The 22,974-nt window shown below is 58.1% G+C and carries 21 protein-coding genes; 10 read left to right on the top strand and 11 right to left on the bottom strand.

What is annotated here, in order from left to right; all coding sequences use genetic code 11:
• Positions 1-24: 24 nt before the first annotated feature.
• On the bottom strand, positions 25-438 hold the full coding sequence (nikR, locus tag HALTITAN_RS12390; protein WP_022520437.1) for a nickel-responsive transcriptional regulator NikR: 414 nt from the start codon (positions 436-438) through the stop codon (positions 25-27).
• 108 nt (positions 439-546) lie between these two features.
• Between nikR and HALTITAN_RS12385 the strand changes: the two genes are divergently transcribed.
• The 5 genes from HALTITAN_RS12385 (at position 547) to HALTITAN_RS12365 (ending at position 5,399) form a co-directional block, all read left to right on the top strand.
• Entirely contained in the window at positions 547-2,136 is a 1,590-nt protein-coding gene (locus HALTITAN_RS12385; protein ID WP_039859320.1) for an ABC transporter substrate-binding protein, read from the top strand.
• The gene (locus HALTITAN_RS12380; RefSeq protein WP_039859319.1) at positions 2,127-3,107 is read left to right on the top strand and encodes an ABC transporter permease; all 981 of its coding nucleotides are present in this window, start codon (positions 2,127-2,129) and stop codon (positions 3,105-3,107) included. Before HALTITAN_RS12385 ends, HALTITAN_RS12380 begins: the two co-directional genes overlap by 10 nt.
• Positions 3,104-3,904 (top strand): ABC transporter permease, encoded by an 801-nt coding sequence (locus HALTITAN_RS12375; protein ID WP_009287317.1) that lies wholly within the window; start codon positions 3,104-3,106, stop codon positions 3,902-3,904. Before HALTITAN_RS12380 ends, HALTITAN_RS12375 begins: the two co-directional genes overlap by 4 nt.
• A gap of 63 nt (positions 3,905-3,967) precedes the next feature.
• Positions 3,968-4,792 carry an ATP-binding cassette domain-containing protein gene (locus HALTITAN_RS12370; protein WP_039859318.1) on the top strand — a complete coding sequence of 275 codons (825 nt, stop codon included), beginning with the start codon at positions 3,968-3,970 and terminating at the stop codon, positions 4,790-4,792.
• Entirely contained in the window at positions 4,785-5,399 is a 615-nt protein-coding gene (locus HALTITAN_RS12365; RefSeq protein ID WP_039859317.1) for an ABC transporter ATP-binding protein, read from the top strand. The genes HALTITAN_RS12370 and HALTITAN_RS12365 overlap by 8 nt, the downstream gene beginning before the upstream one ends.
• Before the next feature lie 177 nt (positions 5,400-5,576).
• On the opposite strand, the gene HALTITAN_RS12360 is transcribed toward HALTITAN_RS12365, so the two are convergent.
• The 4 genes from HALTITAN_RS12360 to HALTITAN_RS12345 form a co-directional block, all read right to left on the bottom strand.
• On the bottom strand, positions 5,577-6,767 hold the full coding sequence (locus tag HALTITAN_RS12360; RefSeq protein WP_009287316.1) for an MFS transporter: 1,191 nt from the start codon (positions 6,765-6,767) through the stop codon (positions 5,577-5,579).
• Between the two features lie 27 nt (positions 6,768-6,794).
• Positions 6,795-7,427: a C40 family peptidase gene (locus tag HALTITAN_RS12355; protein ID WP_009287315.1), complete on the bottom strand. Its 633-nt coding sequence runs from the start codon at positions 7,425-7,427 to the stop codon at positions 6,795-6,797.
• 95 nt (positions 7,428-7,522) lie between these two features.
• A complete protein-coding gene (locus HALTITAN_RS12350) occupies positions 7,523-10,000 on the bottom strand; it encodes a DUF1266 domain-containing protein (protein ID WP_009287314.1) in 2,478 nt (825 codons plus the stop codon).
• A 165-nt stretch (positions 10,001-10,165) separates the two neighbouring features.
• Complete coding sequence (locus tag HALTITAN_RS12345) at positions 10,166-10,408, bottom strand: GlsB/YeaQ/YmgE family stress response membrane protein (RefSeq protein WP_008958536.1); 243 nt, start codon at positions 10,406-10,408, stop codon at positions 10,166-10,168.
• 138 nt (positions 10,409-10,546) lie between these two features.
• On the opposite strand from HALTITAN_RS12345, the gene HALTITAN_RS12340 reads away from it, so the two are divergent.
• From HALTITAN_RS12340 to HALTITAN_RS12320, 5 genes are all read left to right on the top strand, one after another.
• On the top strand, positions 10,547-11,416 hold the full coding sequence (locus HALTITAN_RS12340) for a D-hexose-6-phosphate mutarotase (protein WP_039859316.1): 870 nt from the start codon (positions 10,547-10,549) through the stop codon (positions 11,414-11,416).
• 61 nt (positions 11,417-11,477) lie between these two features.
• Complete coding sequence (locus tag HALTITAN_RS12335; RefSeq protein ID WP_022520445.1) at positions 11,478-11,669, top strand: hypothetical protein; 192 nt, start codon at positions 11,478-11,480, stop codon at positions 11,667-11,669.
• 188 nt (positions 11,670-11,857) lie between these two features.
• Entirely contained in the window at positions 11,858-13,261 is a 1,404-nt protein-coding gene (locus tag HALTITAN_RS12330) for a YcjX family GTP-binding protein (protein WP_039859315.1), read from the top strand.
• Positions 13,258-14,295 carry a YcjF family protein gene (locus tag HALTITAN_RS12325; RefSeq protein ID WP_009287311.1) on the top strand — a complete coding sequence of 346 codons (1,038 nt, stop codon included), beginning with the start codon at positions 13,258-13,260 and terminating at the stop codon, positions 14,293-14,295. The genes HALTITAN_RS12330 and HALTITAN_RS12325 overlap by 4 nt, the downstream gene beginning before the upstream one ends.
• Positions 14,296-14,404: 109 nt before the next feature.
• A complete protein-coding gene (locus tag HALTITAN_RS12320; RefSeq protein ID WP_009287310.1) occupies positions 14,405-16,045 on the top strand; it encodes a BCCT family transporter in 1,641 nt (546 codons plus the stop codon).
• A gap of 96 nt (positions 16,046-16,141) precedes the next feature.
• Here HALTITAN_RS12320 and HALTITAN_RS12315 read toward each other — a convergent pair whose 3' ends face one another.
• From HALTITAN_RS12315 to HALTITAN_RS12290, 6 genes are all read right to left on the bottom strand, one after another.
• Complete coding sequence (locus tag HALTITAN_RS12315; protein ID WP_022520449.1) at positions 16,142-17,263, bottom strand: ABC transporter ATP-binding protein; 1,122 nt, start codon at positions 17,261-17,263, stop codon at positions 16,142-16,144.
• A 180-nt stretch (positions 17,264-17,443) separates the two neighbouring features.
• Positions 17,444-18,322 carry a carbohydrate ABC transporter permease gene (locus HALTITAN_RS12310; RefSeq protein WP_009287309.1) on the bottom strand — a complete coding sequence of 293 codons (879 nt, stop codon included), beginning with the start codon at positions 18,320-18,322 and terminating at the stop codon, positions 17,444-17,446.
• The gene (locus HALTITAN_RS12305; protein WP_027959701.1) at positions 18,315-19,241 is read right to left on the bottom strand and encodes a carbohydrate ABC transporter permease; all 927 of its coding nucleotides are present in this window, start codon (positions 19,239-19,241) and stop codon (positions 18,315-18,317) included. Before HALTITAN_RS12305 ends, HALTITAN_RS12310 begins: the two co-directional genes overlap by 8 nt.
• A 93-nt stretch (positions 19,242-19,334) precedes the next feature.
• Positions 19,335-20,594, bottom strand: a complete 1,260-nt coding sequence (locus tag HALTITAN_RS12300) for an ABC transporter substrate-binding protein (protein ID WP_039859314.1) — start codon at positions 20,592-20,594, stop codon at positions 19,335-19,337.
• Positions 20,595-20,705: 111 nt separating this feature from the next.
• On the bottom strand, positions 20,706-22,217 hold the full coding sequence (locus tag HALTITAN_RS12295) for an ATP-binding protein (protein WP_009287306.1): 1,512 nt from the start codon (positions 22,215-22,217) through the stop codon (positions 20,706-20,708).
• Complete coding sequence (locus HALTITAN_RS12290) at positions 22,214-22,939, bottom strand: response regulator (protein WP_009287305.1); 726 nt, start codon at positions 22,937-22,939, stop codon at positions 22,214-22,216. The genes HALTITAN_RS12295 and HALTITAN_RS12290 overlap by 4 nt, the downstream gene beginning before the upstream one ends.
• Positions 22,940-22,974: the final 35 nt, after the last annotated feature.

The raw sequence follows: 22,974 nt of genomic DNA, 5'->3' as shown, positions 1-22,974 counted from the left end.
AATCGGGTTGCCCTTTTTTTATGCTTAAAAAGAAGGTTCTTCGTCAGGTATTAGCACCAACTGGCCATGACGAACGCTGCGCGACGAAGTGACTTCAGCAGCAAATTGTTTGAGCGCCCGCCCCTGACCTTTGAGCAACGCCACCTCCAGGCAACTATCATGGTTGATATGTACATGCAGAGTCGAAAGCGTCAGGTCATGATGGTCATGGGAGTGGCGTGTTAAGCGCTTGGACAGCTCCCGAGCGGCATGATCATAGACATACACCAGCGCGCCCATGCAGGGCGAGTCAGGTGCAGCCTCTTCTCTCGCCTGTTTTAAGCCGCTGCGGGTCAAATCGCGAATCGCCTCTGAGCGGTTTTGATAGCCGCGCTCGCGCATCAACGCATCCACTTCTGCCACCAGCTCCTCATCAAGCGTTACCGTTACACGCTGCATTCACGCCCCCCTGTACTGATTAACTTTGCATGCGCTGCCACCACCGGTAGTATGATGTTATTGTAAAAACATCATACTAGTGACGCTAACAGCATAAAGGATAAAGCGATGACTAAACCAACTCGCCCCATCTTACTGGGTATTGCGCTAAGTTGTTTAGTCGTAGCCACCACTGTGCAGGCAAAAGAACAGCTGGTACTTGCCATTGGCGGCGAACCCGAGCAGGGTTTCGACCCACTGTTGGGCTGGGGGCAGTATGGCAATCCACTGTTTCAGTCGACGCTACTTTCACGGGGCAAGGATCTTGCGCCGCAGCCAGAGTTGGCCACTGAGTGGTGGCTTTCTGAAGACCGCCTGACCTGGACACTCACACTTCGCGAGGACGCCCGCTTTGCCGACGGCACGCCGCTGACCGCTGAAGATGTGGCTTATACTTTTAATGCGGCAGCCCAGGCGGGCGGGCGAGCGGATCTTAGCGCCCTGGCTGAAGCAACCGCACTTGATAAGTACACTGTTTCGCTCCGCCTGAAGGCCCCGCGCATTACCTTTATTGATCAGCTGTTGACACTGGGCATTGTGCCCCGCGCCGAGCGTGATAACGGCTACAGTGATCAGTATGGTCGCCATCCCCTGGGGTCTGGCCCCTATCAGTTGGTAGAGTGGCAGGAAGGCGAGCAGTTAATTGTCGAGCGCAATCCTTACTTCTACGGCCCTACGCCTGCTTTTGAACGGCTGGTATTTCTCTTTACCGGTGAAGACGCCACTCTAAGTGCCGCCCATGCTGGCCAAGTGGATATCGCCTCGACGCCCCCTGCACTGGCGGCCAATGTGCCAGCACATATGCAGCGGGTGATTATGGAGAGTGTCGATAATCGCGGCATTCTTTTTCCCATGCAGCCTGCCAATGGCGAACACGCCGCCTCCGGCGCGCCGATTGGTAACAATGTGACGGCAGATATTGCTATACGTCAGGCGATCAACCTTGCGGTTGACCGCGATACGCTGGTGGAAGTGGCACTGCACGGTTATGGGCGCCCCGCCTTTGGCCCGGCGGACGGCCTCCCCTGGAGCGATAGCAATGAGCGCCTTACCGCTCCCGACCTTGACCGGGCGGAGGAGATACTCGACGCCGCAGGCTGGCAGCTACGCGATGATGGCCTGCGCTATAAAGGTGGCCTGCCCGCTAGCTTTCGACTTACCTACCCCTCCAGCGATACCACCCGACAGCTGCTTGCGGAAGTCAGTGCCGAGATGGTTCGTCCACTGGGAATTGAGATACAACCCACCGGCCGTCACTGGGACGAAATCCAGCGCGAAGCACTGCACCAGGATGCCATTATGTTCGGTTTTGGCAGCCATAGCCCCCAGGAAGTTTACTACCTCTTCCACAGTCAGCATGCGGGCAACGGTTTCTACAACAGTGGTTTCTACGCTAATCCAGAGGTGGATGCCCACTTGGACGCCGCCCAGGCGGCGTCTAGCTTTGAGCAAGCCAACCGCGAGTGGCAGGCAGCGCAGTGGGACGGCACCACCGGCTACGGAGTACGCGGCGATAGTAGCTGGGCCTGGCTGGTCAATCTTGAGCATGTCTATTTTACCAATACCTGCTTAGATGTCGGAGATCTAGGTGTAGCGCCCCACGGCCACGGCTGGCCAATCACTGCCAACCTGCTTGAGTGGCGCTGGACGTGCGACTAATTGCGCCTATCGCCAAGCGCGTGGCTCGCCTGGCGCTGGTATTAACCTGCGTCGCCCTAGTGTCGTATGGGCTTATGATGGCCTCCCCCATTGACCCCGTTGATGCCTACCTAGGCCCACAAATGGCCCAAGTGAGCCCAGAGCAGCGCGCACTGATTGCCCAACGCTGGGGGTTTGATGAGTCAGTTGCCGTTCAGTTTGGCCACTGGCTGCGCCAGTTAGTCAGTGGTGACTTAGGCTGGAGCCACGTATACAACCAGCCGGTCAGTGAGGTAATCGCTCAGCGCTTTCAGCGCTCCATTGCGCTACTGGGCAGCGCCTGGCTCATTTCAGCGCTGGTGGGGTTTAGCCTGGGTGTGGTGGCGGGTGCCAAAGAGGGCTCCAAGCTGGATAACATCATCAGCACCTACGCCTTTATTACCGCCTCCACGCCCGCCTTTTGGCTGGCGATACTTGCGGTGCTGCTATTTTCGGTAACCCTGGGATGGACACCCACCTGCTGCGCAGGCCCCGCCGGGGCGTTAAACCAGGAAGTCACCCTCGCCACACGGTTGCACCATTTACTGCTGCCAGTGGCGACCCTGGCACTGCTGGGCATCGCCAGTATCACCCTGCACACCCGCACCCGCATGCTTGAGCTAATGCGCTCAGACGTTGCTACTCACGCCTTTGCTCAGGGCGCCAGCCGTCTTGATGTGGCTTGGCGCCACGGTCTTCGCCACGCCAGTGTACCGGCGATTACGCTAGCGTTTGCCTCACTGGGCGAACTGTTTGGCGGCTCCATTTTAATCGAGCAGGTATTTGCTTACCCCGGCTTAGGTCAGGCTACAGTGGCAGCGGGCCTGCGCAGTGACGTCCCACTGCTGCTGGGCATCGCACTCTTTACCGCCCTGTTTGTCAGCGTCGGCAATATGATCGCCGATAGCCTGTATGGCGTTATTGACCCGCGCATTAAGGCAAGTGGTTTATGAGTCAGGCTCAACCGCGCCTTCGTGCCGCCTTCAGCCTGGGTGTCACCGCCCTGCTGGTCATGGGACTAGTCGCTAGCCAGTGGCTGCTGGGTGATTCACCGCAACAGATGCAGTTTGACGCCCGCCTGGCACCGCCCAGCGTTGACCACTGGTTGGGCACCGACGCGCTGGGCCGTGAACTCTGGGCGCGCACTCTGGCGGGGCTGGCACTAAGCTTCTGGGTGGGCTGCTTGGCGGCGCTACTGAGCACGCTGATTGCCTTGAGCCTGGCAGCGATAGCCACGCTGTCAGCGCGGCTGGATGCGCTGGTGAGTCTGCTGATTGATACGCTGCTTAGCGTGCCTCATTTGATTTTATTAATGCTGATCGCTTTTGCCCTGGGTGGCGGTACCCAGGCAGTGATTATTGCCGTTGCGGTGACCCACTGGCCAAGCCTAGCCCGAGTGTTGCGCGCCGAACTATGGCAGTTACGGCAGGCGCCCTATGTGCGCATCTCCCGCGCTCTAGGTAAATCGCGCTGGTTTGTGCTCCACGGCCATCTGCTTCCCCATCTTATTCCCCACTGCCTGGTTGGCGCGTTACTGCTGTTTCCCCACGCCATTCTCCACGAAGCCGCATTGACCTTTTTGGGCTTTGGCTTAAGCCCCAGCCAGCCCGCTATTGGCGTATTACTGGCCGATGCCATGCGCTACTTAAGCGGCGGTTACTGGTGGCTGGGGGTATTTCCCGGCTTGGGGCTGTTACTGATGGTGCTGGGTTTCGAGCGCCTCTCAAGCCACCTACGCCGTGCGCTTTAGCGCTTTTCAGAAAAATTGGCTGTAAAAACCACTGGCTGTAAAACTATTAATGGGAGGCCTGCCGTGTTAACGATTGATCAATTATCGCTACAGCTACCTCTGTATGCCTCCTGGTGGAAGCGCGACTGGGCCACCTGCCTGGATGAATTTTCACTAACGGTGTTCCCTGGCGAGGTTCATGCGGTGGTAGGCGCCTCCGGTGCCGGAAAAAGCCTATTGGCTTATGCCATTATGGGTTTACTGCCAACACCTGCACGCTTAAACGGTCAGCTTTACTATCAAGGCAAACCGCTTAACGCGTCACGCCAACGCCAGCTTCGCGGCCGTGAGCTGGCGCTGATCCCCCAATCGCTAAGCGCCTTAGATCCGCTGGTGCGTACTCAGCGCCAGGTGACCTGGGCAGCCCAGCGCGCAGGCCAGCCATCAGCACATGCTTGGCACGCCTCCCAACAAGCCCTTGATCACTATCAGCTAGATGCCCGTGCACAGCAGGCCTATGCCCATGAGCTATCCGGCGGCATGGCCCGGCGCGTGTTGACGGCCATGGCTCATGTCAGCCAAGCCAAGCTGGTGATTGCCGATGAACCCAGCGTAGGCCTTGACCCCCACCAGCGTCAGCGGGTGCTGGATGCGCTGCGCGAACTGGCCAACCAGGGCAAAAGCGTGATTCTGATTACCCATCACCTGCGCCATGCGCTGCCAATCGCCGACCGCGTCACCATTATGCGTGACGGCAAGCTGGTCGAAACTGCGCCCGCCTGCGCCTTTCAGGACAGCGGCGCTTCGCTTACCAACGCTTATTCACAGGCATTGTGGCTGGCGCTGCCGGACAACGCTTTTGCAACGACTGCCATAAGCCGGCGTGAACAGGAGGCGCACGTTGCTTAAAGCACGCCAACTGAGTTTTCACTTTGCCCCCAAGGTACCGCTACTTCAGGACATTTCGCTAACGCTGTGCGCGGGTCAGTGGCTAGGGTTAAGCGGCGACTCGGGGGCGGGTAAATCGACGCTAGGCCAACTGCTGGCAGGCTACTTAGCGCCCCAGGCAGGTGATGTCACCCTGGATGGCGAGGCGCTACCGAAAAGCGGTGTGCAGCCCGTGCAGTGGCTACCGCAATCGCCGGAGCTAGCGGTGAATCCACGCTGGCGGGTAGGTAAGATACTGCGCGAAGCCTGGACGCCTTCTGACACCCAGTGCCAAGCGTTTGGCGTACAAGCAAAATGGCTGTCGCGCTTCCCTCAATCGTTATCAGGGGGAGAGCTGCAGCGGGTATGCGTGTTGCGGGCGCTCGCGCCGGGAGTACGCTTTCTCGTCGCCGATGAGATCTCCACCATGCTCGACCCCATTACCCAGGTTGAGCTTTGGCAGGCATTAAAACGGGAGGCGGAACAACGCCAGCTGGGCGTGCTGGTGATTAGCCACGACACCGCCCTACTGGAACGGCTTTGCCCACAGCGCTTGCACTTAAGCGAAGGGCAGCTGAAGCCATGGTAGTTGATGCCAGGGCAGGTTGAAGCGAGGGTCTTTCGACATGGCCGGAAAAATATTCCCGACCATTCCGGCATTTCCGCCATCCCTGACGGTCAGATGTCGAAAGTAGCGCCCAGGGAGGGGTTCACAGCGCCCTCGCGGAAACCTGCGCTCGGCATCAATGCGTGCAACTGGTGAAGGTTAGCCAACCGCTTGGCGACGCTCAAAGCGCCATAGGCCGAAAGCAATTAGCAGCGTGATACTCAGCAGTAGCCACGAACCGACGCTCACACCCGACCACCCGGCCCAGCGCCAGAACGGCTCCAGCCAGAAGCCGCCCAAACTGGCTCCCACATAGTAAAACACCAGGTAGAGCGCCGAAGCGCTGCCCCGCGCCCCCTGGGCATAGCGCCCTACCCAGCTGGAGGCCAGCGAATGAGCCAGGAAAAAGCCAAAGGCATTAACGGTTAAACCGACGATAATCATCGGCAGCGAATCCGCTAAGGTAATCGCTGTGCCCAGCATTAAAATCATGATCCCCACCATCATGCATGCCGCGGGAGAAAACCGCCCAGCCAGACGCCCGGAAATCATCGAACCGAAGGTACCGCCGAGATAGGTCAAAAAAATCAGCCCCAGGCCACTGGCGGCTAATTGGTACGGCGCTGCCGCCAACCGAAAGGTGATATAGCTGTATTGATTGATAAAAATCAGGAAGTTGATACCCCCCAGGCAGTAAGCAGCGAGCAGTACCGGGTTACGCAAATGATTGACTAAATCGCTTACCGCTTTGCGCAGCTCAAAGCGCTGGGGAGTAAAGGCGCGGCTATTGGGCAACAGGCGCCAAAACACTCCACAGCCAATTAGCGTCATAATGCCGACCGCTAGAAATGCTGCCGTGGGGCCGCCAATTTCAGCGGCGCCGCCACCGACGATACGCCCACTGATGCCGCCAAGTGAATTAGCGCCAATATAGAGTCCTACAGCGCTTAATAACGCCGGTTTCTCAAACTCATCGCCCATCCAGGCGATCGCCACCGCTGGCAGCCCGCCCAGCACAAAACCCTGCACCAGGCGCAAAAACAGCAAGCTTTCAAAGGTGGGGGCGAATGCCAAGGCAATAGAACAGCCGCCTGCAAGCAGCAGAGTAATGCGCATTATGCCTTCGCGACCAATGGCATCCGAGAGTGGCCCAAAGACCAACAGCGCAATGGCTAAGGAGAGGGTCGACACCGACATGAGCAGGCTGACACCTAAGGTCGAGACCTGATAGGTCTCCTTTAACCCCGGCAGCAGCGGCTGTGGTGCGTATAAATTGATAAAAACAAGAAATGAGCCGAGGCAAAGCGCCAAGGTGGCGCGCCACCAGGCGCGCGATTTGGCTTCAATCATGCCGTTCCTAAAACGTGTTCGGTCTGGCTACTGGAAAACGCTGCCGCCCAGTTGGGCCAGATGCGTTGGCTCCAGCGCGCGACGTGACTGCCAGTAGTAGCGCTGCCAGTAACTATTATTCAGGCTGGAGATAATGACCCCTTTTGAGGTCGAGGCGTGGAGAAAATACCCATCGCCCACGTAGATACCCACATGGTTATAACGACCCGGCGGTCGGAAGAACACCAGATCGCCCGCCTGCAGCTCTTGGCGGTCGATCGGGCGTCCCTCGTGTACTTGACCACGGGTGGAGCGCGGAAGCTCTAAATTAAAGGTGTCACGGTAAACATTGCGAACCAAGGCCGAACAGTCGATGCCTCTTTCTGAGGTGCCGCCAATTCGGTAAGGCGTTCCTGCCCAGCGCTGGTGTTGCGCCATCAGCGCCTCGCGAACCACTGTTGGCGGCGGTACTTGCAAGCTGCGCAAATGCGCATCGATGGGATCAACCGGGGACATTTGCGGGTTCGCCCCCATTCCCGGCAACGTCATTGAAAAGTAATTCTCGGGGGCCTGAATATTGTTTTGTCGCGCTGAACCTGCACAGCCAGCGAACAATGTAACTAAAAAACAGACACTTACGACACGGACAGCGGTCACAGCGGGGCGTGGCGACGCAACCATGCGATTAACCTCGTGACATTAATAAGAGGGCGGTATGACAAAACTCATTTTTTCTAAGCACGACTATAAGCTAATTATCATATGTTTGGCGAGCATCAATGTAATGTGCGCTGATCGCCCGGTAAGGTATCAATATGCAGTGGCGCAAAATGGCGTGGTTTATTGCCCGGAAAATCCAAGCTCACCCATGGGCCAGCCAAAACCGGCGCGCCGCATATCCAGGCCACCAGCGCCTGACGAAAACCAGCTAAAAAGCTTTCTCGCTCTGGGGTTTCGCCCATAAAAAACGAGAAGCCTGCGTACATCCCCATGGCGTACTCCTGCCATCCGGCATAGTGATCTGCCGCCAATTGGTAAGCACGATCCAACACCTTAGCGAAAGCAGCGCTATCCAGCCAGTTTAACTGCCGCGCGGCAATGGCCAAATCGACCAGCTGGGCAATATCCCAGGCCGCCATATCCACCTCATTACAGCCATCTTCGTTGTCGCGCACACGACGTAAGCGAAGCAGGTGGTGGCGTTCATCTTCAGCACAGTCGCCGGATTCAAGAATGGCGATTTCAGCGCTTAAGCGCTCAGTATTGAGGGTATAGGGCGCGTAGTTAATCTGATACTCCTGACGATCCCCCGACTCTAGCATGTAGGTCAAAAACTCCTGCATATCGCCTGCGTTGCTCAAGTGGTAGTGGCTCTCCACCCACTCGCGAATCTCGGCGCACTCACGGGCACTCTCAGGCTGGGGCTCACTCCATACGGCACTGTTCAACGGGCCCACCAGCGACATAGCGGTGAAGTGACTCAAGGTGGGGCGGCTACCCGGTTCACGCCAGGCGTCATGACGCCAATCCAGCCAGTGAAACAGACTACCGGGATCTTCAATGTGCCAAATAATTTCATTTACCAGCGAGGCGTGCTCAGGCTCGGGCAGACAGCTCTCCCAAGCGAACCAGGCTTCCAACAGCCGCTTGGCATTGGGGTAAAAACGGCACAGGCAGCTTCGCAGTGCGCTGGCATACTCCATTAACGGCGCGCGATCGAATAAGCCGCTGTCGAGGGACATATGCAGATAGAAGGCGAATTTTTCGGCCATATGGATCGTGGCCGCATGGCGGCTTACCCCTTTAACCGCATTGCGCTGCTTAAGCTCTTCCGGGGTCGGCTGACCAAACCAGCTTTGCGAGGGAGGCAAAACGCCATGCACGGCGTCGGCCGCCAACTGATTAAGATGGTGCGCCTGAGCGGGTAACCAGTAGCGCGCCAGTGCATGAGCGCCTTCATCGGCATGTAAGCCAAGTGACTCCTGCAAATAGAGCGCCGCATCGGCACGCTGCTCTTCCGGCAGCGCCGCGGAGGGGGCTATCTGGCGCAGCATGGCATCCGGTTCGCGTACGCTGGCCAGCGCCAACAACCAGTGATGGGGCGTATTGCGCCACTGCCGAATGCGCGCTTGAGATGCCTTGCGTGTAGGCTCATCCAATAGCTCCCCTGGGGAGCATTTCCAGGGGCTATTCCAAGGGCTATGGGCGCTGTGCAGCAACAACTGATGCCGCTCGCTGGGTGTTTTACCCCGCCGGTCAATGCCATCAAACAGACTCTGCCCGCGCCCGTACGCATTCAGCACGGCATACCAGTCGTGGTAGCGCCGACTGAGTAAATCAGCGGCGTGCCCCGCTAAGTCATCAGCCTCTTCCTGGCTCAGCAAGCCACAGCAGGCGCCAGCCCAGGCAAGTTCCACAATCCGTAGCCAATCCCAAGCCGCCCACTCCAGGGGCTCGCCTTGAGTGACGAACTTATTCAGCACCGGCGCATAGGGCGAATCTTCCACAACGCTACGCTGCCACTCCATGCGTTGGGCGTTGTCCATACTGAGCAATTCGCGTGCTTCGATATCCCAGCGCTGGCGCTCGCCTTGAGCGCCTAGCCAAAGCATCACGCCTATTAGCGCGTCACGGTCATGGACATCCCACACGTGGGCCAGCCACTCGGTGGCCTCGGGCCAGTCGGTTTGGCTGGCGGGATAGACAATAACCGGCCGGAACAGCGCGCATAGCCGCCAGCTCTGCGCTTCGGGCTGCTGGGGCCATAGCGAAGCGGGAGCCGGCAGTTCAGCCAGGGCATTTTCAAGCGTATCCCAGGTAACCCCTTCGCCATCGGTTTCAAGCTTAGCCAGCGCTTGGCAAGCGTCAATAAAACGGTCATCGGCCCCCACTTCCCAGCCCCGCGCGCCTAACGCACGGCGCAGGTCTGCTAGCCAGGCACGTAGGTCGCTGTAATCACTGGTGATGCGGCGAGTTAGGTGATGCGCCCAATGACGGGCTTGATCAGCCTCTAACCAGCCAGCCGCTCCCGCCAACGCGGCCCATTCCAAAGCGCCTAGCAAACGGTCAGCGCTACCTGCGGGAGCCCCCAGCCCGTGGAAGAGCTGTTCGGCCAGCTCGCCTCGATTGGTAATGCCCAGTTGTAGCAGGCGCTGCTCTGCCGCTCCTGCATCGACCGCCAGCGGATGAGGAGTAAACGCCCAATCACACAGCACCAGCTGTTGGGCCCACCAGGCATTTAACACGTCGATCAAGAGGCACCTCGAAAAAGCACAATAACACCAGCCAATAGCCGGAAGTAAAGCTGCCTAGTGTAACGGAAAGTGGTGCGAACACCGATAGCCTTAGGCCTCGGTATGCATAAAACGACACCGCCCGGCAAAAGGCCGGGCGGTGACATACAGGTAGCAACTCAATCGCTACGCTTTTTTAACCTTACTGATTACCCAAAGAAGCACCACGGCACCCACGATCGCGGTGACTAGCGAACCGATAAAGCCACCGGACGAAAGGCCCAGAAGGCTAAACAAAAAACCACCTATAACCGCACCAACGATACCGACACCGATGTTACCCAGGATGCCAAAACCGCCGCCGCGCATGATGTTGCCAGCAATCCAACCAGCCAAGCCACCAATGATTAACCATGCAATAAAGCCCATATAGTCTCCTTACTATCTCGATTACGGGTTGCAGTTACGCGTTTTACCTTAGAGTCACGCTTGTTCTACCATAGCACACAGCGTTAGTGTTCGGCGCCTATTCGGTATCGATGCTTGGCAACTCTTAAAGGAAAATTCATGATCCCCGACTCGCTCAATCAACTGATTAAAAGCACTCAAGGACAGCAAACGACACAGTGGGAAGGCCGCGACGTGGTGCTTTTCAATATGCCTTGGGGCGAGTTGGTGGTTAGTCTCCAGGGCGCTCAAGTGCTGCACTTCTGCCCTGCTGGTGATACCGGCTGGTTATGGCTGACGCCTACGCCCCAGGCGCTGCCAGGCGCTATCCGGGGTGGTATTCCGCTCTGCTGGCCGTGGTTTGCCGACGAGCGCTATGCCGATGAGAGCCCCAACCACGACGGCCCTTTCCATGGCCTTGCCCGCCATGCTGAGTGGCGTCTAGACGCTGTTGATGAGCACGCCGAGGGAATTGAGCTCCACCTCTCTCCAGCACAGCCCCTGCATACACTGCTTACTGCGCGCCTGGTGGTACAAGCCAACGCCCAGCGCTTGAACGTTGAGCTGATTAGCGAAAACATCGGCGAAACGCCGATTAAAACCAGCGGTGCGCTGCATACCTATTTAGCCGTTGCCGATACCCACCAGTGCCGCCTGGAAGGCCTTTCCGGCGCGCGCTATCTCGACAAACTGCGCGACTTTGCGGAGAGCGAACAGCAAGGCACGCTGGCCGTTCAAGGCGCCGTTGACCGCATTTATCACACCAATGAAGCCGTGCTGCTCAACGATGGTGAGCGCAGCCTGCGCATCGGCAAGCAGTCCAGCGACTCCACGGTGGTGTGGCACCCCGACCAAGACCTGCCCAGCGACACTCCCGCCGACGTAGCGCGCCACTTTATCTGCGTTGAAGCCGCCAATACGCGCCTAGACCCAGTCTGGCTAGTGCCTGGCGCCCAGCACCTGTTAGGCACCACCCTCAGCCGCAGTTAATCTTCGGTTCATCAATGCTTTGCTATCATGTGCTCAATGGCATTAGAGCTAGGGAGATCCAATGGATCCGCAACAATGGCTAGAAGCCGCCACGCTGGCGTTTAATTTAATCGGTATGGTGGTGTGCTTAGTGGGCCTAACCTTGGCGCAGAAGATGACTCGGCGCTGGCCAGGCTACACACTGGCGGGGGTTGGCTTTTTGATCGCCACCCTACCGATGCTTTCGCAACTGGTATTAATGTTTAGCCAGTAAAGGCTAAGAGAGCCTGCCTGGCTTGGCCGATCGTCGCGAGAAGCACGGATTTTGAGCCAAATTTATCGATCGATTGAGGCGAATAGCGTGCTATTTAACGAAATTGATCGAATAAAGTTGGCCAAAATACCGGGATTCGCAGTAGATCAGTGTTAAGTCAGACAGGCTCCTACAAAGGGATCGAAAGGATGCGCCAGCCGTTAAGTCGCGAACTGAGCAATTTATTAGAGCGTGGGCGAGATCGCCAGCTGCGCTTGGCGGTCACCGGCCTTTCCCAAGCGGGGAAAACCGCGTTTTTGACGTCGTTGGTCAATCAACTGCGTCATGCGGGCGTTGAGGCGCAGCTCGATTTGCTACCCGCTGCCCGGGAAGGCCGCTTGCTGGGTGCCCAGCGGCTTAACCAGCCCGACTTAGGCGTGCCACGGTTTCCCTACGACCCCGGCATGGCTGCACTACGCGATACGCCGCCGCGCTGGCCGGAGCCCACTCGCGGCATCAGCGAGTTACGCTTACAGCTGCGCTACCGCCCTGCCCGCAGCGGCTGGCTAACCCCTGAAATCGCCCACCTTACCCTGGATCTATTCGACTACCCCGGCGAGTGGCTGCTCGATTTGCCGCTGCTGCAGCACGACTTTTATAGCTGGAGCCAGGCCCAGGCGTTACACGAGGGCGAACAGCGCCGCAGCCTGTTTAGCGAATGGCTTGCCGCAGTAGAACAACTCGACCCCGCTGGCGAAGCGGATGAAGCCCAGCTTGCTGCTCTTGCCGAGGAGTACGCTCAAGGCCTTCGTCGCGCCAAAAAGGCCGGTTTTTCCGACCTGCAGCCAGGGCGTTTTTTACTGCCCGGCGAACTGGAAGGTGCGCCGGTGCTGCAGTTTTTTCCGCTACCGCAGCTCGACGCCTCTCAACTCAACACCTCTAGAGAAACGCTGGAGGCACTGCCTGCCAATAGCCTTTACGCTACCCTGGCGGCGCGCTTTCGCTACTACCAGCAGCAAGTGGTCAAGCCCTTTTATCGCGATCACTTCCGCCGCTTTGACCGCCAGATTGTACTGGTGGACGTGCTTGGCGCGCTCAATGCCGGGCCAGAACGCTTTGAAGACCTTTCCAGCGCGCTACGCCAGTTAATGCACAGCTTCGATTATGGCCAACGCAGTCTACTTACGCGCCTGTTCGCACCTAAAATTGACCGCCTGGCGATTGCCGCCACCAAAGCCGATCACGTCACTCCCGATCAACACGGCCACTTGGTACAGCTGTTGGAGGCCCTGCTGGCAGAGCCTCTCAAAGACCTTCGCTTTGCCAACGTGCCGGTTAAAGCGCTCTCGCTGGCGGCCATTCGTGCCACTGAAGCCCGTGAGGTAACCCATGAGGGTAAGCGTTCACCTGCACTGCGAGGCACCACACTAGAGGGCGAAGAGGTGCTGGTTTACCCCGGCGATGTGCCCGCCCGGCTGCCCGCTGCCGATTTCTGGCAGCAGCAGGGCTTCGACTTCCCCGCCTTTCGCCCGATGCCAACCAGCTCAGAAGCGTTGGATCATATCCGCATGGACGCCGCCATCGACTGGCTGATTGGAGATAAACTGACATGACCACCCCACAGCCACGCCGCCACTTCACGCTGGATGACCAGCCTGAAAAGGCCGCTGATGCAGAGACAGTCCTACGTCAGCGCGAAGCCTTTGCTGGCGCCAGCGAGCATCATCCATTGGCGCCCCTTCCCGAAGATAAAGCGCTGCCTGCTGCCAGTTTAGGTGCGCCGCGTAAACGCCGCTGGGGGCTGCTATTTGCCCTGGTGGGTGGTGCCGGGCTAGGCACGGCAGAACTGGTCACCGGCATTCCTGATGCGATGGCTCAGTCGCAGTGGCTAGCCATGGCCTGGCAGCTGTTCGGGGTCAGCCTGATTGGCTTGGGCGGCCTCTCCCTGCTCAAAGAGGTGGGCCGTTTGCGCCGTCTCAAGCGCCACGACAAACTGCGCGGCGATCTGGCCGAGCTGCCGCTACGCTCGCCCAAGCAGGCCCGGGCCATGGCCGAGCAGTTGAGGCGCCAACTTAAGCTCGCCGACGATGACCCGCACTGGCTAGCCTTTCAGCGCGCCAGCCAACCCCACCATAGTGGTGAGGAGATCCAGACGCTGCTGCGTTACCACCTGCTAGCGCCGCGTGACCGGGAAGCCCAGCGCCTGATTACGCGTATGTCCGGTGAAACCGCCATCATGGTCGCCATCAGCCCGCTAACACTGGTGGATATGGCGCTGGTGGCCTGGCGCAGCCTGGCGATGGTGGATCGACTCTGCCGCCTTTATGGTCTCGAGCTGGGCTACGCCAGCCGCCTGCGGCTGTTTCGTAACGTGCTGCACAACATGGCTTTTGCCGGTGCCAGCGAACTGGCCACCGACGCCAGTATGGATATGCTCTCGCTGGATTTAGCCAGCCGCCTTTCCGCCCGTGCGGGTCAAGGCCTCGCCACCGGGCTGCTTAGCGCGCGCCTTGGGTTACGCGCCCAGCGGCTCTGTCGTCCGGTGCCCTTCACTGCCGATGAGCAGCCCAAAATCGCCGATCTACGCCAAGACCTGTGGCGGCAAATCAAACGGCTCGATAAAGAAAAGGTGCCGCAGAATCGCTAAAGGGTTAAACGGCGGCACCCCTCCTTTTCGGCCACAAAATGGGATTCAACGCTGTTTATCCTCATGATGGGGGTTTGACATGGCATCTTCCACTGAGGAGACGTAGTGTATGAACCATCCCAATGATCCTGAGTCGCCTTCGGTAACGAGCGACATGCAGACCGACTATGTCGTCGGCCAGGACAATATCAAGGGGCAGCTTGGCCCCATCGGTTTCGACATCCACAACCGCGTTTTTGTGGTATCCGCGCTTGCTTCCGCTATCTTCATCGTCCTCACCCTGCTGTTTCCAGAGCGAGCGGGGAGCACTTTTCAGTCCATTGTTGCCTTCTCGACGGGAACGTTGGACTGGTATTTCATGATTCTGGTCGACTTCTTTATTCTGTTCTGCTTAGCGCTGGTGGTTTTGCCTTATGGCTCAGTCAGGCTGGGCGGGGCCGATGCGCGACCGGATCACAGCTATCTCTCCTGGTTCGCCATGCTGTTCACCGCGGGAATCGGCATCGGCCTGCTGTTCTTCGGCGTACTCGAACCGGTTTATCACGCCAATGTCTCGCTGCCTCTGGGCATCGCATCCCCCTTCGGCGCCGATGGCGAACTGAACTCAGCGGCTATTGATGATGCCAGCGCCATGGGCCTGGCGGGTACCTATCTACACTGGGGTATCCATGGCTGGGCGGTGTATGTGGTGATGGCGCTAGCGCTGGGCCTGTTTACCTATAACAAGGGCCTGCCATTCTCTATTCGCTCGGCGTTCTTTCCCATTCTCGGTGAGCGTGTCTGGGGCTGGTGGGGCCATGTGATCGATATCCTGGCGGTGTTTTCCACCCTCTTCGGGCTGGCCACCTCACTTGGGCTTGGGGCACAGCAGGCTAATGCGGGGATGAACTTTGTCTTCGGCCTGGAAGTAAGCACCTTGACCCAGGTCATCGTCATCATTCTGGTGACGGCGGTGGCGCTGGTGTCGGTTTGGCGCGGTCTTGAGGGCGGCTTGAAGAAGCTCTCAGAGATCAACATGATCCTGGCCGTTCTGTTCTTCTTTTTTGTGCTTTTCGCTGGCCCTACTCTGCTGGCCATGGCGGGTTTCTGGTCGGGACTTACCACCTATGTCACGGACTTTATTCCTCTGTCCGCGCCCTTTGGTCGTGAGGATGATGCCTACCGCCAGTCCTGGACGATTTTCTACTGGGCTTGGTGGATTAGCTGGGCACCTTTTGTGGGGATGTTTATCGCTCGGGTATCCCGGGGCCGCACGGTGCGTGAATTTATCCTCTGCGTTTTGCTGGTTCCCAGTCTGTTTATCTTTGTCTGGATGGGCGTCTTTGGCTCGACCGCCCTTGAACAGCTCTATGCTGACCCGGCGGGCAGCCTGGTTAAAGAGTATGTCATCGACAACTACAGACCCGAGCTTTCGCTGTTCGGCATGCTGAACGAACTACCCTTGACGGGGCTGATGTCGACCCTGGGCATCGTGCTGGCGCTGATCTTCTTTGTCACCTCCTCGGATTCCGGCTCCCTGGTCATCGATACCATCACCGCCGGTGGTAAAATCGATGCTCCGCGGCCACAGCGGATGTTCTGGGCGGTCGTCGAGGGTCTCATCGCGATTGTGCTGCTTATCGGTGGTGGTCTGACCGCCCTTCAGGCCGGTGTTACCGCCACCGCTATTCCGTTCTCGATTGTGATGCTGCTGATGTGCTACTCGATCATCAAGGCGCTCAATGGCGAGCTACGGCTTATTCGTAAGTAATACCTGCAGTTGAAATCTTTAGGTAACTACAAAAGAGGCCCCCTGCTGAAACCAGCAGGGGGCCCACTATTTCACAACAGGTTCAAGTCAAACCGCTTACGCAATACGCTGCTCGGTCTCGGCATCAAATAGAATCGCTCTGCCCATATCAACACGTAGCGATAAGCGCTCCCCTGCAACCACTGCGCATTTAGGCCCAACACGGGCGGTAACTTCCTGTTCGCCAAGGGGTAAACGCAGCAAGATATCCGCCCCGGTAGGTTCTACCACCGCCACACTGGCACTTAGCAGCGTTCCTTCGGCTTGGGACGTTAATCGCTCATCCTCTTCGCTGAAGTGCTCTGGGCGTAGGCCAAGAATGACCGGCTGGTTAAGCCGTTCGGCCATATCTGGGGCGATGCGCTCCTCCGGCCAGGGTAGCACCAGCTCATCCTCACCTGGCGTGGCAATCCTCAGTTGATACCCACCGTTATCGTCCTCCAGTGTGGCGCGAATGAAATTCATCGACGGCGAGCCCATAAAGCCAGCCACAAACATATCCACTGGGTTGTTGTAGACCTCATCCGGCGAGCCGAGCTGCAGAATATGGCCATCGCGCATCACCGCAATGCAGTCGGCCAGGGTCATGGCTTCGACCTGATCGTGGGTGACGTAAACAATGGTGGTACCCAGGCGCTGGTGGAGCTTTTTGATCTCGGTACGCATATCCACGCGCAGTTTGGCATCCAGATTAGAGAGCGGCTCGTCAAACAGGTACACCTTTGGCTCCCGGGCCAGCGCCCGCCCCATGGCTACCCGCTGACGCTGCCCGCCGGAGAGCTGGGCAGGCTTGCGTTCCAGCAGGTGAGTGATCTGCAGTAGATCGGCTACCCGCTCCACGGCCGCTTCCCGCTCGGCTTTGGGCACCTTGCGCATCTCCAGCCCGAAGCTGATGTTCTGGCGTACGGTCATGCTGGGGTAAAGCGCGTAGGACTGAAACACCATGGCGATATCCCGATCCGCGGGGGTGCGCCAGGTCACGTCTTCACCATCGATATAAATATTGCCAGAGGTCACCGGCTCAAGCCCGGCAATGGCATTCATCAGCGTGGACTTACCGCAGCCCGAGGGGCCAACCAGAATCAGGAACTCGCCGGAATCGATCGAGATGCTGACGTCTTTGAGCACCCGCTCGCTGCCAAACTCTTTGCGCACGTTGTGGATTTCTAAAGCTGCCATAATGAAAATCCTATTGTAAAGCGACTGACAAAACCCACTTATTTGGATGGTTAGAAGTAGCCCGTAGCGGGGGTCTTTCGCCATGGATGGCGAAAGTAGCGCCCAGGGATGGGTTCACAGCGCCCCCGCCTAGGGCTGCTTCTAACCTTTTAAGAAAGGTTGCCATTCACTTAATTGTTATTAACCTTTAACCGAGCCTGCTGTCAGCCCGCGCACGAAGTATTTTCCCGCCAACACGTACACCACCAGGGTGGGCAGCGCGGCAATCATCGCCGCCGCCATATCCACGTTGTACTCGCGAACGCCAGTGGAGGTATTCACCAGGTTGTTTAGCGCCACGGTAACGGGCTGGGTGTTGTGGGCTGAAAACGCCACGCCAAACAGGAAGTCGTTCCAGATTTGGGTGAACTGCCAAATCACTGAGACGACAATAATCGGAGCCGAAACCGGCAGTAGAATGCGCCAGAAGATGCGGAAAAAGCCCGCGCCATCCAACTTCGCCGCCGATACCAGCTCGTTGGGGATACCCACGTAGAAGTTGCGGAAGAACAGCGTGGTGAAAGCGATGCCAAAGACCACGTGAACCAGGATCAACCCGGCGCGGGAGCTGGAGATCCCCAGCCAGCCGAGGGTTTGCGCCATGGGCAACAGCACCACCTGGAAAGGAATAAAACAGCCAAACAGCATTAATGCGAAGACTAATTCAGAACCTTTGAAGCGCCATTTGGTTAGCGCATAGCCGTTAAGGGCACCGATAGTGGTTGAGATCAGCACCGCTGGAATCACAATCGCAAAGGAGTTCCAGAAGTAGCCGCCAACGCCATCGCAGCGCATGCCGGTACAGGCTTCACCCCAGGCTTTTGTCCACGGCGCGAAAGTAGGATTTTGCGGAAACGAGAGCAGCGACCCGGCGCTGATTTCGCTCAGCGGCTTCACCGAGGTCATCAGCATGACCACCAGCGGTAGAATATAGAACAGCGCGGCGAGTATCAGCACACCATAGAGCAGACCACGGCCCAGCCGCGCAGCGGGCGTCTGACGACGAATCACATTAGCCATGCTTGCGGCTCCTTAATTCGGAGTAGAGATAAGGAATCAAAATCGCCAACACGCCGCCCAACATCAGCATGGCGCTGGCAGAGCCCAAACCTATCTGCGCCCGGGTAAAGGCATGAGCGTACATAAAGGTGGCGGGTAAATCGGTGGCGTAGCCAGGCCCGCCGCCGGTGAGCGCGACGACTAGGTCAAAGCTCTTAATCGCAATATGGGCCAAAATCATCACCGCGCTAAACACGACCGGGCGCAGGCAGGGCATCACCACGCGCAGATAAATCCGCGGCAGACTAGCGCCATCCAACTGCGCTGCTTTGATAATGCTGTCGTCGATACCCCGCAGCCCGGCTAAAAACAGCGCCATCACAAAGCCTGACGCCTGCCATACGGCGGCAATCACCAGGGTATAAATCGCCATATCCGGATCGACAATCCAGTCAAAGCGAAACGACTCAAAGCCCCAGCCTTGAACCATCGCCTGAATGCCTAGCTGCGGGTTGAGTAGCCACTTCCACACCACGCCGGTAACGATAAATGACAGCGCCATGGGGTAAAGATAGATCGTGCGCAGTGCCCCCTCTTGGCGAATTTTTTGATCGAGTAGTATCGCCAGCAGCGAGCCAATCGCCAGGCAAATCACCACGAACAGCACGCCAAAAATCATCAGGTTGGTCGAGGCGACCCACCAGCGCTCATTGGCCATTAAGCGTGCATATTGACCAAAGCCGACAAAGTCATAGCTGGGCAGCATGCGCGAGCTGGTTAGCGAGAGCACGAACGTCCACAGCATGAAGCCGTAAACAAAGAACAACGAAATGGCCACCGACGGTGCCAGCACCAGACGAGGCAGCCACGCCTGCAAACCGCCGGATGGCGTCGACCGCTTAGCGCCAGCCCCTAAAGGCGTCGCAGAGGTATTTTTCATGGGGAGGGAATCTCTCATGGAGAAGTATCCTTGCCAAGCAACGAAGGCGCCGCCGTTGCAGCGGCGCCTGAAGAACGCTAACGCTAGAAAAGCCTAGAAAGAGGCCGCTTCGGCAGCGCTCACCATACGTTCTGCCGCTTCTTCAGCAGGCATATCGGCGTCGTTGAAGTAGTTGGTAACCACATCAAAAATGGCACCCTGTATATCCGCACGTACGGCCATGCCGTGGGCCATACTGGGCACTAGGCCACCCTCTTCAGCGGTGCGCTGGAAATCAGCCAACGACTGCTGGGCACAGCTATCGAATTCGCTCATGTCCAGATCTGGCCGCGCAGGAATCGAGCCTTTGGCAAGGTTAAACGCTTCCTGGAAAGTAGGCTCAAGCACTAGGCGGGCTAACGCTTGCTGCGCTTCGCGCTCATCGTCGTCAGTGACCCGGAACATGGCCAGACTATCGATATTGAAGGTGAACGCATCTTCGGTGCCCGGCGCTGCGGCACAGAGGTAATCTTCCCCGGCGGTCAGTCCAGCCGCAGTGAACTCCCCTTTGGCCCAATCGCCCATCAGCTGAAACCCTGCCACTCCTTCAATCACCATTGCCGTGGCAACATTCCAGTCACGCCCGGGCATGCCTTCATCCATCAGCTCGCGGGTACGCTTGAAGTCCTCAAGGGCATCGATCATTTGTTCGCCGCCCAGGGCTTCAGGGTCTAGTTCTACCAATGCCTGCTGATAAAACTCGCTACCCTGACCACCTAACAGTACGCTTTCGAAGACCGTAGCGTCCTGCCAGGATTGGCCGCCATGAGCCAGCGGTACGAAGCCCGCTTCTCGGATAGCCTCACCTGCCTCGAATAGTTCATCCAGCGTGGTGGGCATCTCTACCCCTGCCGCTTCGAGCACTTCGGGGTTGGCCCACAACCAGTTTACCCGGTGTACGTTGACGGGTACCGCCACGTATTGGCCGTCGTGACGCATGATATCGGCCACGACTTCCGGCAGCAGCTCATCCCAGCCTTCCGCATCGGCAACGCCGTTCAGGTCACCGAGCAAGCCAAGCTCACCCCACTCCTGAATTTCGGGGCCTTTGATTTGGGCTGCAGAGGGTGGGTTGCCCGACATGGCACGAGATTTAAGCACCGTCATGGCGGTTTCACCGCCGCCGCCTGCCACTGCAAAGTCCTGCCAACCGTAGCCTTCAGCTTCCATTAACTCTTTAAGCACGTTGGCAGCGCGAGCTTCACCACCGGAAGTCCACCAGTGCAGCACTTCTACTTCACTCGCTTGAGCGGTGGTGGCTAGCGTGGCACCTGCCAGAGCAAGCGCGAGGGTCGTTTTCTTTAACGTCGACATGGAGTAACTCCTTATATTGTTATTGTCCTCTCGGACGTTCGACATCCAAGAGGTTACGCCAAGGTGAGCGTCAACGGGAGTTACCGAGTACTGCATAGTGTTGGGGTTTTATTACAAACCTGTAATAGTTTCCTGGCGGGGTAGCGTGAGAGTCACCACCAGCCCACCAACAGCATGGTTGGCGAGCGTAATATCGCCACCGTGGGCGCGGGCAATATGCCGAGCAATACCCAACCCCAGGCCGCTACCGCCAGTGTGTCGGCTGCGTGAGGGCTCCAGGCGAACAAAGGGCGAAAACACCCGCCCCAACTGCTCTTCGGGTATACCTGGGCCGTGGTCACGAATACGCATGGTGACAACATTACCGTGATCGATTAGCTGCACATCGGCCTGCTTTCCATAGAACACCGCGTTCTCAAGCAGGTTTGCCAGGCAGCGCTTAAGCGCCAGCGGTTTGGCAATCAGCGGTGGAATAGGGTTACCGCTTTTAGTCTCGATAGTGACCTTACCGCCTTGAAGGCTAAGCTCTTCGGCCAACTCTTCGATCAGGTGCGTTAGATCAACGGACGCCGGCTCTTCGTGCAGATCCAGGCCTTTCACCGAGGCCAAGGCGCCTTTAACCAAGCTATCCAGCTCATCCAGTGAGGCGCAAAAGCGCTCGCGCTGATAGTCGTCATCGAGCATCTCAGCGCGCAGGCGCATGCGGGTTAAGGGGGTCTTTAAATCATGGGAAATCGCCGAAAACAGCCGTTCGCGCTCCTCAATCTGCTCGCGAATACGCCGCTGCATACGATTGAACGCCGCGGCGGTGGCGGCCACTTCTTTGGGGCCACTCTCCCGTAGTGGCGGCATATCCAAATCATCGCCCAACTGATTCGCTGCCCGTGAAAGCCGCGCCAGTGGCCGGGTCACGCTGGTAATACCCAATAGAGAAAGCGCCAGCACACTCAGCAGCACCAGTAACCCGACCAGCAAACGCTCTTCAGAAAGCCAGCGATAACCGCTGAAAATATCGGGTACGCCCAGCAGCGTGGCAACATAGAGCCAGGTGCCTGGGGCAAGCTCCAGTTGAACCACTAAAATCGGCGGCGAGAGTGGCTCCATCAGCAGGCTGTGCTGCCCCCAGCGGGGCGGCAGGTCGTAAAGCAGTACCTCGTTATTGAGCACTCGCAGGTTTTCCGGACGGGAGAACTCGACAATCACGTCGTCAATATTGAGCTGCTGGGTAAGCACCGAGCGCACATTGTTCACTACCACCTGTTTTTCCGGCCCCGAGCCGATATCGTCGATGGCCAGCCTGCGTTCGTTGACGCTAACAAAAAAGCGTGTGCCGCCCATATTTCGCAGCTGATCGAGCACAATATGGCGGTAGTCAACGGGCAGTGAGCGGAAAAACTTCATGGTGGAGGCGATACTAAACGCCATATTGGTGGACAGCTCATCAAGCTGTGCCAAGTGGCTGGAGCGCACCTGGGAAGTCCAGATGGCGTAGCTGGCCCCTTGGGCGACCAGCACTCCGGCGATCATGATGATCACGAAGCGCCCGCGCAGCGAAGTCGGCAGCCAGCGGGCAGCTCGTCGGGATAAGCGTCGACGAATGGTTGCCCACTCCACGCGTCTCACGTTAATGCATCTACTTGGGCGGTTAACACATAGCCTGCCCCGCGCACCGTTCGAATCAACTGCGAGTGCTGGGCATCTTCACCCAGCCGTTGGCGCAGGCGGCAAACGTGGACATCAATGGAGCGATCAAGCGGCGGCGCGTCCCGCCCACGGGTAAGCGCGTATAGATCATCCCGAGTGAGCACCTTCGCCGGATGCTCTAAAAACACCTGCAATAGCTGAAAATCAGCCCCTGAAAGCGCGGCGCGCTCGCCCTGCAGGTCAATCAACTCGCGGGTCATGCGGTCGAGTTGCCAATTGCCGAAACTGACCCAGCGCGCCTGCCCCGCAGGCAACTCTGGTGGAGCACTGCGGGTGCGTCGCAGTACCGCTTTGACGCGCGCCAGCAATTCGCGGGGATTAAACGGCTTGCCCAAGTAGTCATCAGCACCCAGCTCCAGACCCAGAATGCGGTCGGTCTCATCGGCACTGGCGGTAAGCATGATTATCGGCACATCGCTGTGCTTTCGGACGTCACGGCAGATGGTAAAGCCGTCGTCACCGGGGAGCATTAAATCGACAATCAGCAAGTCGGGGGCGTGTTCAGCACGCAGCGAATGCAGCGCTTGGGCACCGTCCGCCGTAAATACCCGGTAACCGTGCCGCCCCAGGTAGTCCGCGAGCAGTTCACAAATTTCCGGGTCATCGTCGACCACAATCAAAGTAGCAGGGGTTGTCGTCATCTCAGCGGGTTCAGCCCTACGCTATTGTCGTTATT

It is taken from the genome of Vreelandella titanicae BH1 (assembly GCF_000336575.1).
GTDB lineage: Bacteria > Pseudomonadota > Gammaproteobacteria > Pseudomonadales > Halomonadaceae > Vreelandella > Vreelandella titanicae.
Note: the sequence above shows the minus strand (reverse complement) of the source record. Positions and strands in the feature narration are given on the sequence as shown.

Bases quoted from the DNA above. Each gene is read 5' to 3' on its own strand.
- HALTITAN_RS12375 (WP_009287317.1), top strand. From the start codon at position 3,104: ATGAGTCAGGCTCAACCGCGCCTTCGTGCCGCCTTCAGCCTGGGTGTC.
- HALTITAN_RS12360 (WP_009287316.1), bottom strand. From the start codon at position 6,767: ATGATTGAAGCCAAATCGCGCGCCTGGTGGCGCGCCACCTTGGCGCTT.
- HALTITAN_RS12385 (WP_039859320.1), top strand. From the start codon at position 547: ATGACTAAACCAACTCGCCCCATCTTACTGGGTATTGCGCTAAGTTGT.
- HALTITAN_RS12305 (WP_027959701.1), bottom strand. From the start codon at position 19,241: ATGAAAAATACCTCTGCGACGCCTTTAGGGGCTGGCGCTAAGCGGTCG.
- HALTITAN_RS12315 (WP_022520449.1), bottom strand. From the start codon at position 17,263: ATGGCAGCTTTAGAAATCCACAACGTGCGCAAAGAGTTTGGCAGCGAG.
- HALTITAN_RS12325 (WP_009287311.1), top strand. From the start codon at position 13,258: ATGACCACCCCACAGCCACGCCGCCACTTCACGCTGGATGACCAGCCT.
- HALTITAN_RS12300 (WP_039859314.1), bottom strand. From the start codon at position 20,594: ATGTCGACGTTAAAGAAAACGACCCTCGCGCTTGCTCTGGCAGGTGCC.
- nikR (WP_022520437.1), bottom strand. From the start codon at position 438: ATGCAGCGTGTAACGGTAACGCTTGATGAGGAGCTGGTGGCAGAAGTG.
- HALTITAN_RS12330 (WP_039859315.1), top strand. From the start codon at position 11,858: ATGCGCCAGCCGTTAAGTCGCGAACTGAGCAATTTATTAGAGCGTGGG.
- HALTITAN_RS12340 (WP_039859316.1), top strand. From the start codon at position 10,547: ATGATCCCCGACTCGCTCAATCAACTGATTAAAAGCACTCAAGGACAG.
- HALTITAN_RS12355 (WP_009287315.1), bottom strand. From the start codon at position 7,427: ATGGTTGCGTCGCCACGCCCCGCTGTGACCGCTGTCCGTGTCGTAAGT.
- HALTITAN_RS12320 (WP_009287310.1), top strand. From the start codon at position 14,405: ATGAACCATCCCAATGATCCTGAGTCGCCTTCGGTAACGAGCGACATG.
- HALTITAN_RS12335 (WP_022520445.1), top strand. From the start codon at position 11,478: ATGGATCCGCAACAATGGCTAGAAGCCGCCACGCTGGCGTTTAATTTA.
- HALTITAN_RS12290 (WP_009287305.1), bottom strand. From the start codon at position 22,939: ATGACGACAACCCCTGCTACTTTGATTGTGGTCGACGATGACCCGGAA.
- HALTITAN_RS12310 (WP_009287309.1), bottom strand. From the start codon at position 18,322: ATGGCTAATGTGATTCGTCGTCAGACGCCCGCTGCGCGGCTGGGCCGT.
- HALTITAN_RS12345 (WP_008958536.1), bottom strand. From the start codon at position 10,408: ATGGGCTTTATTGCATGGTTAATCATTGGTGGCTTGGCTGGTTGGATT.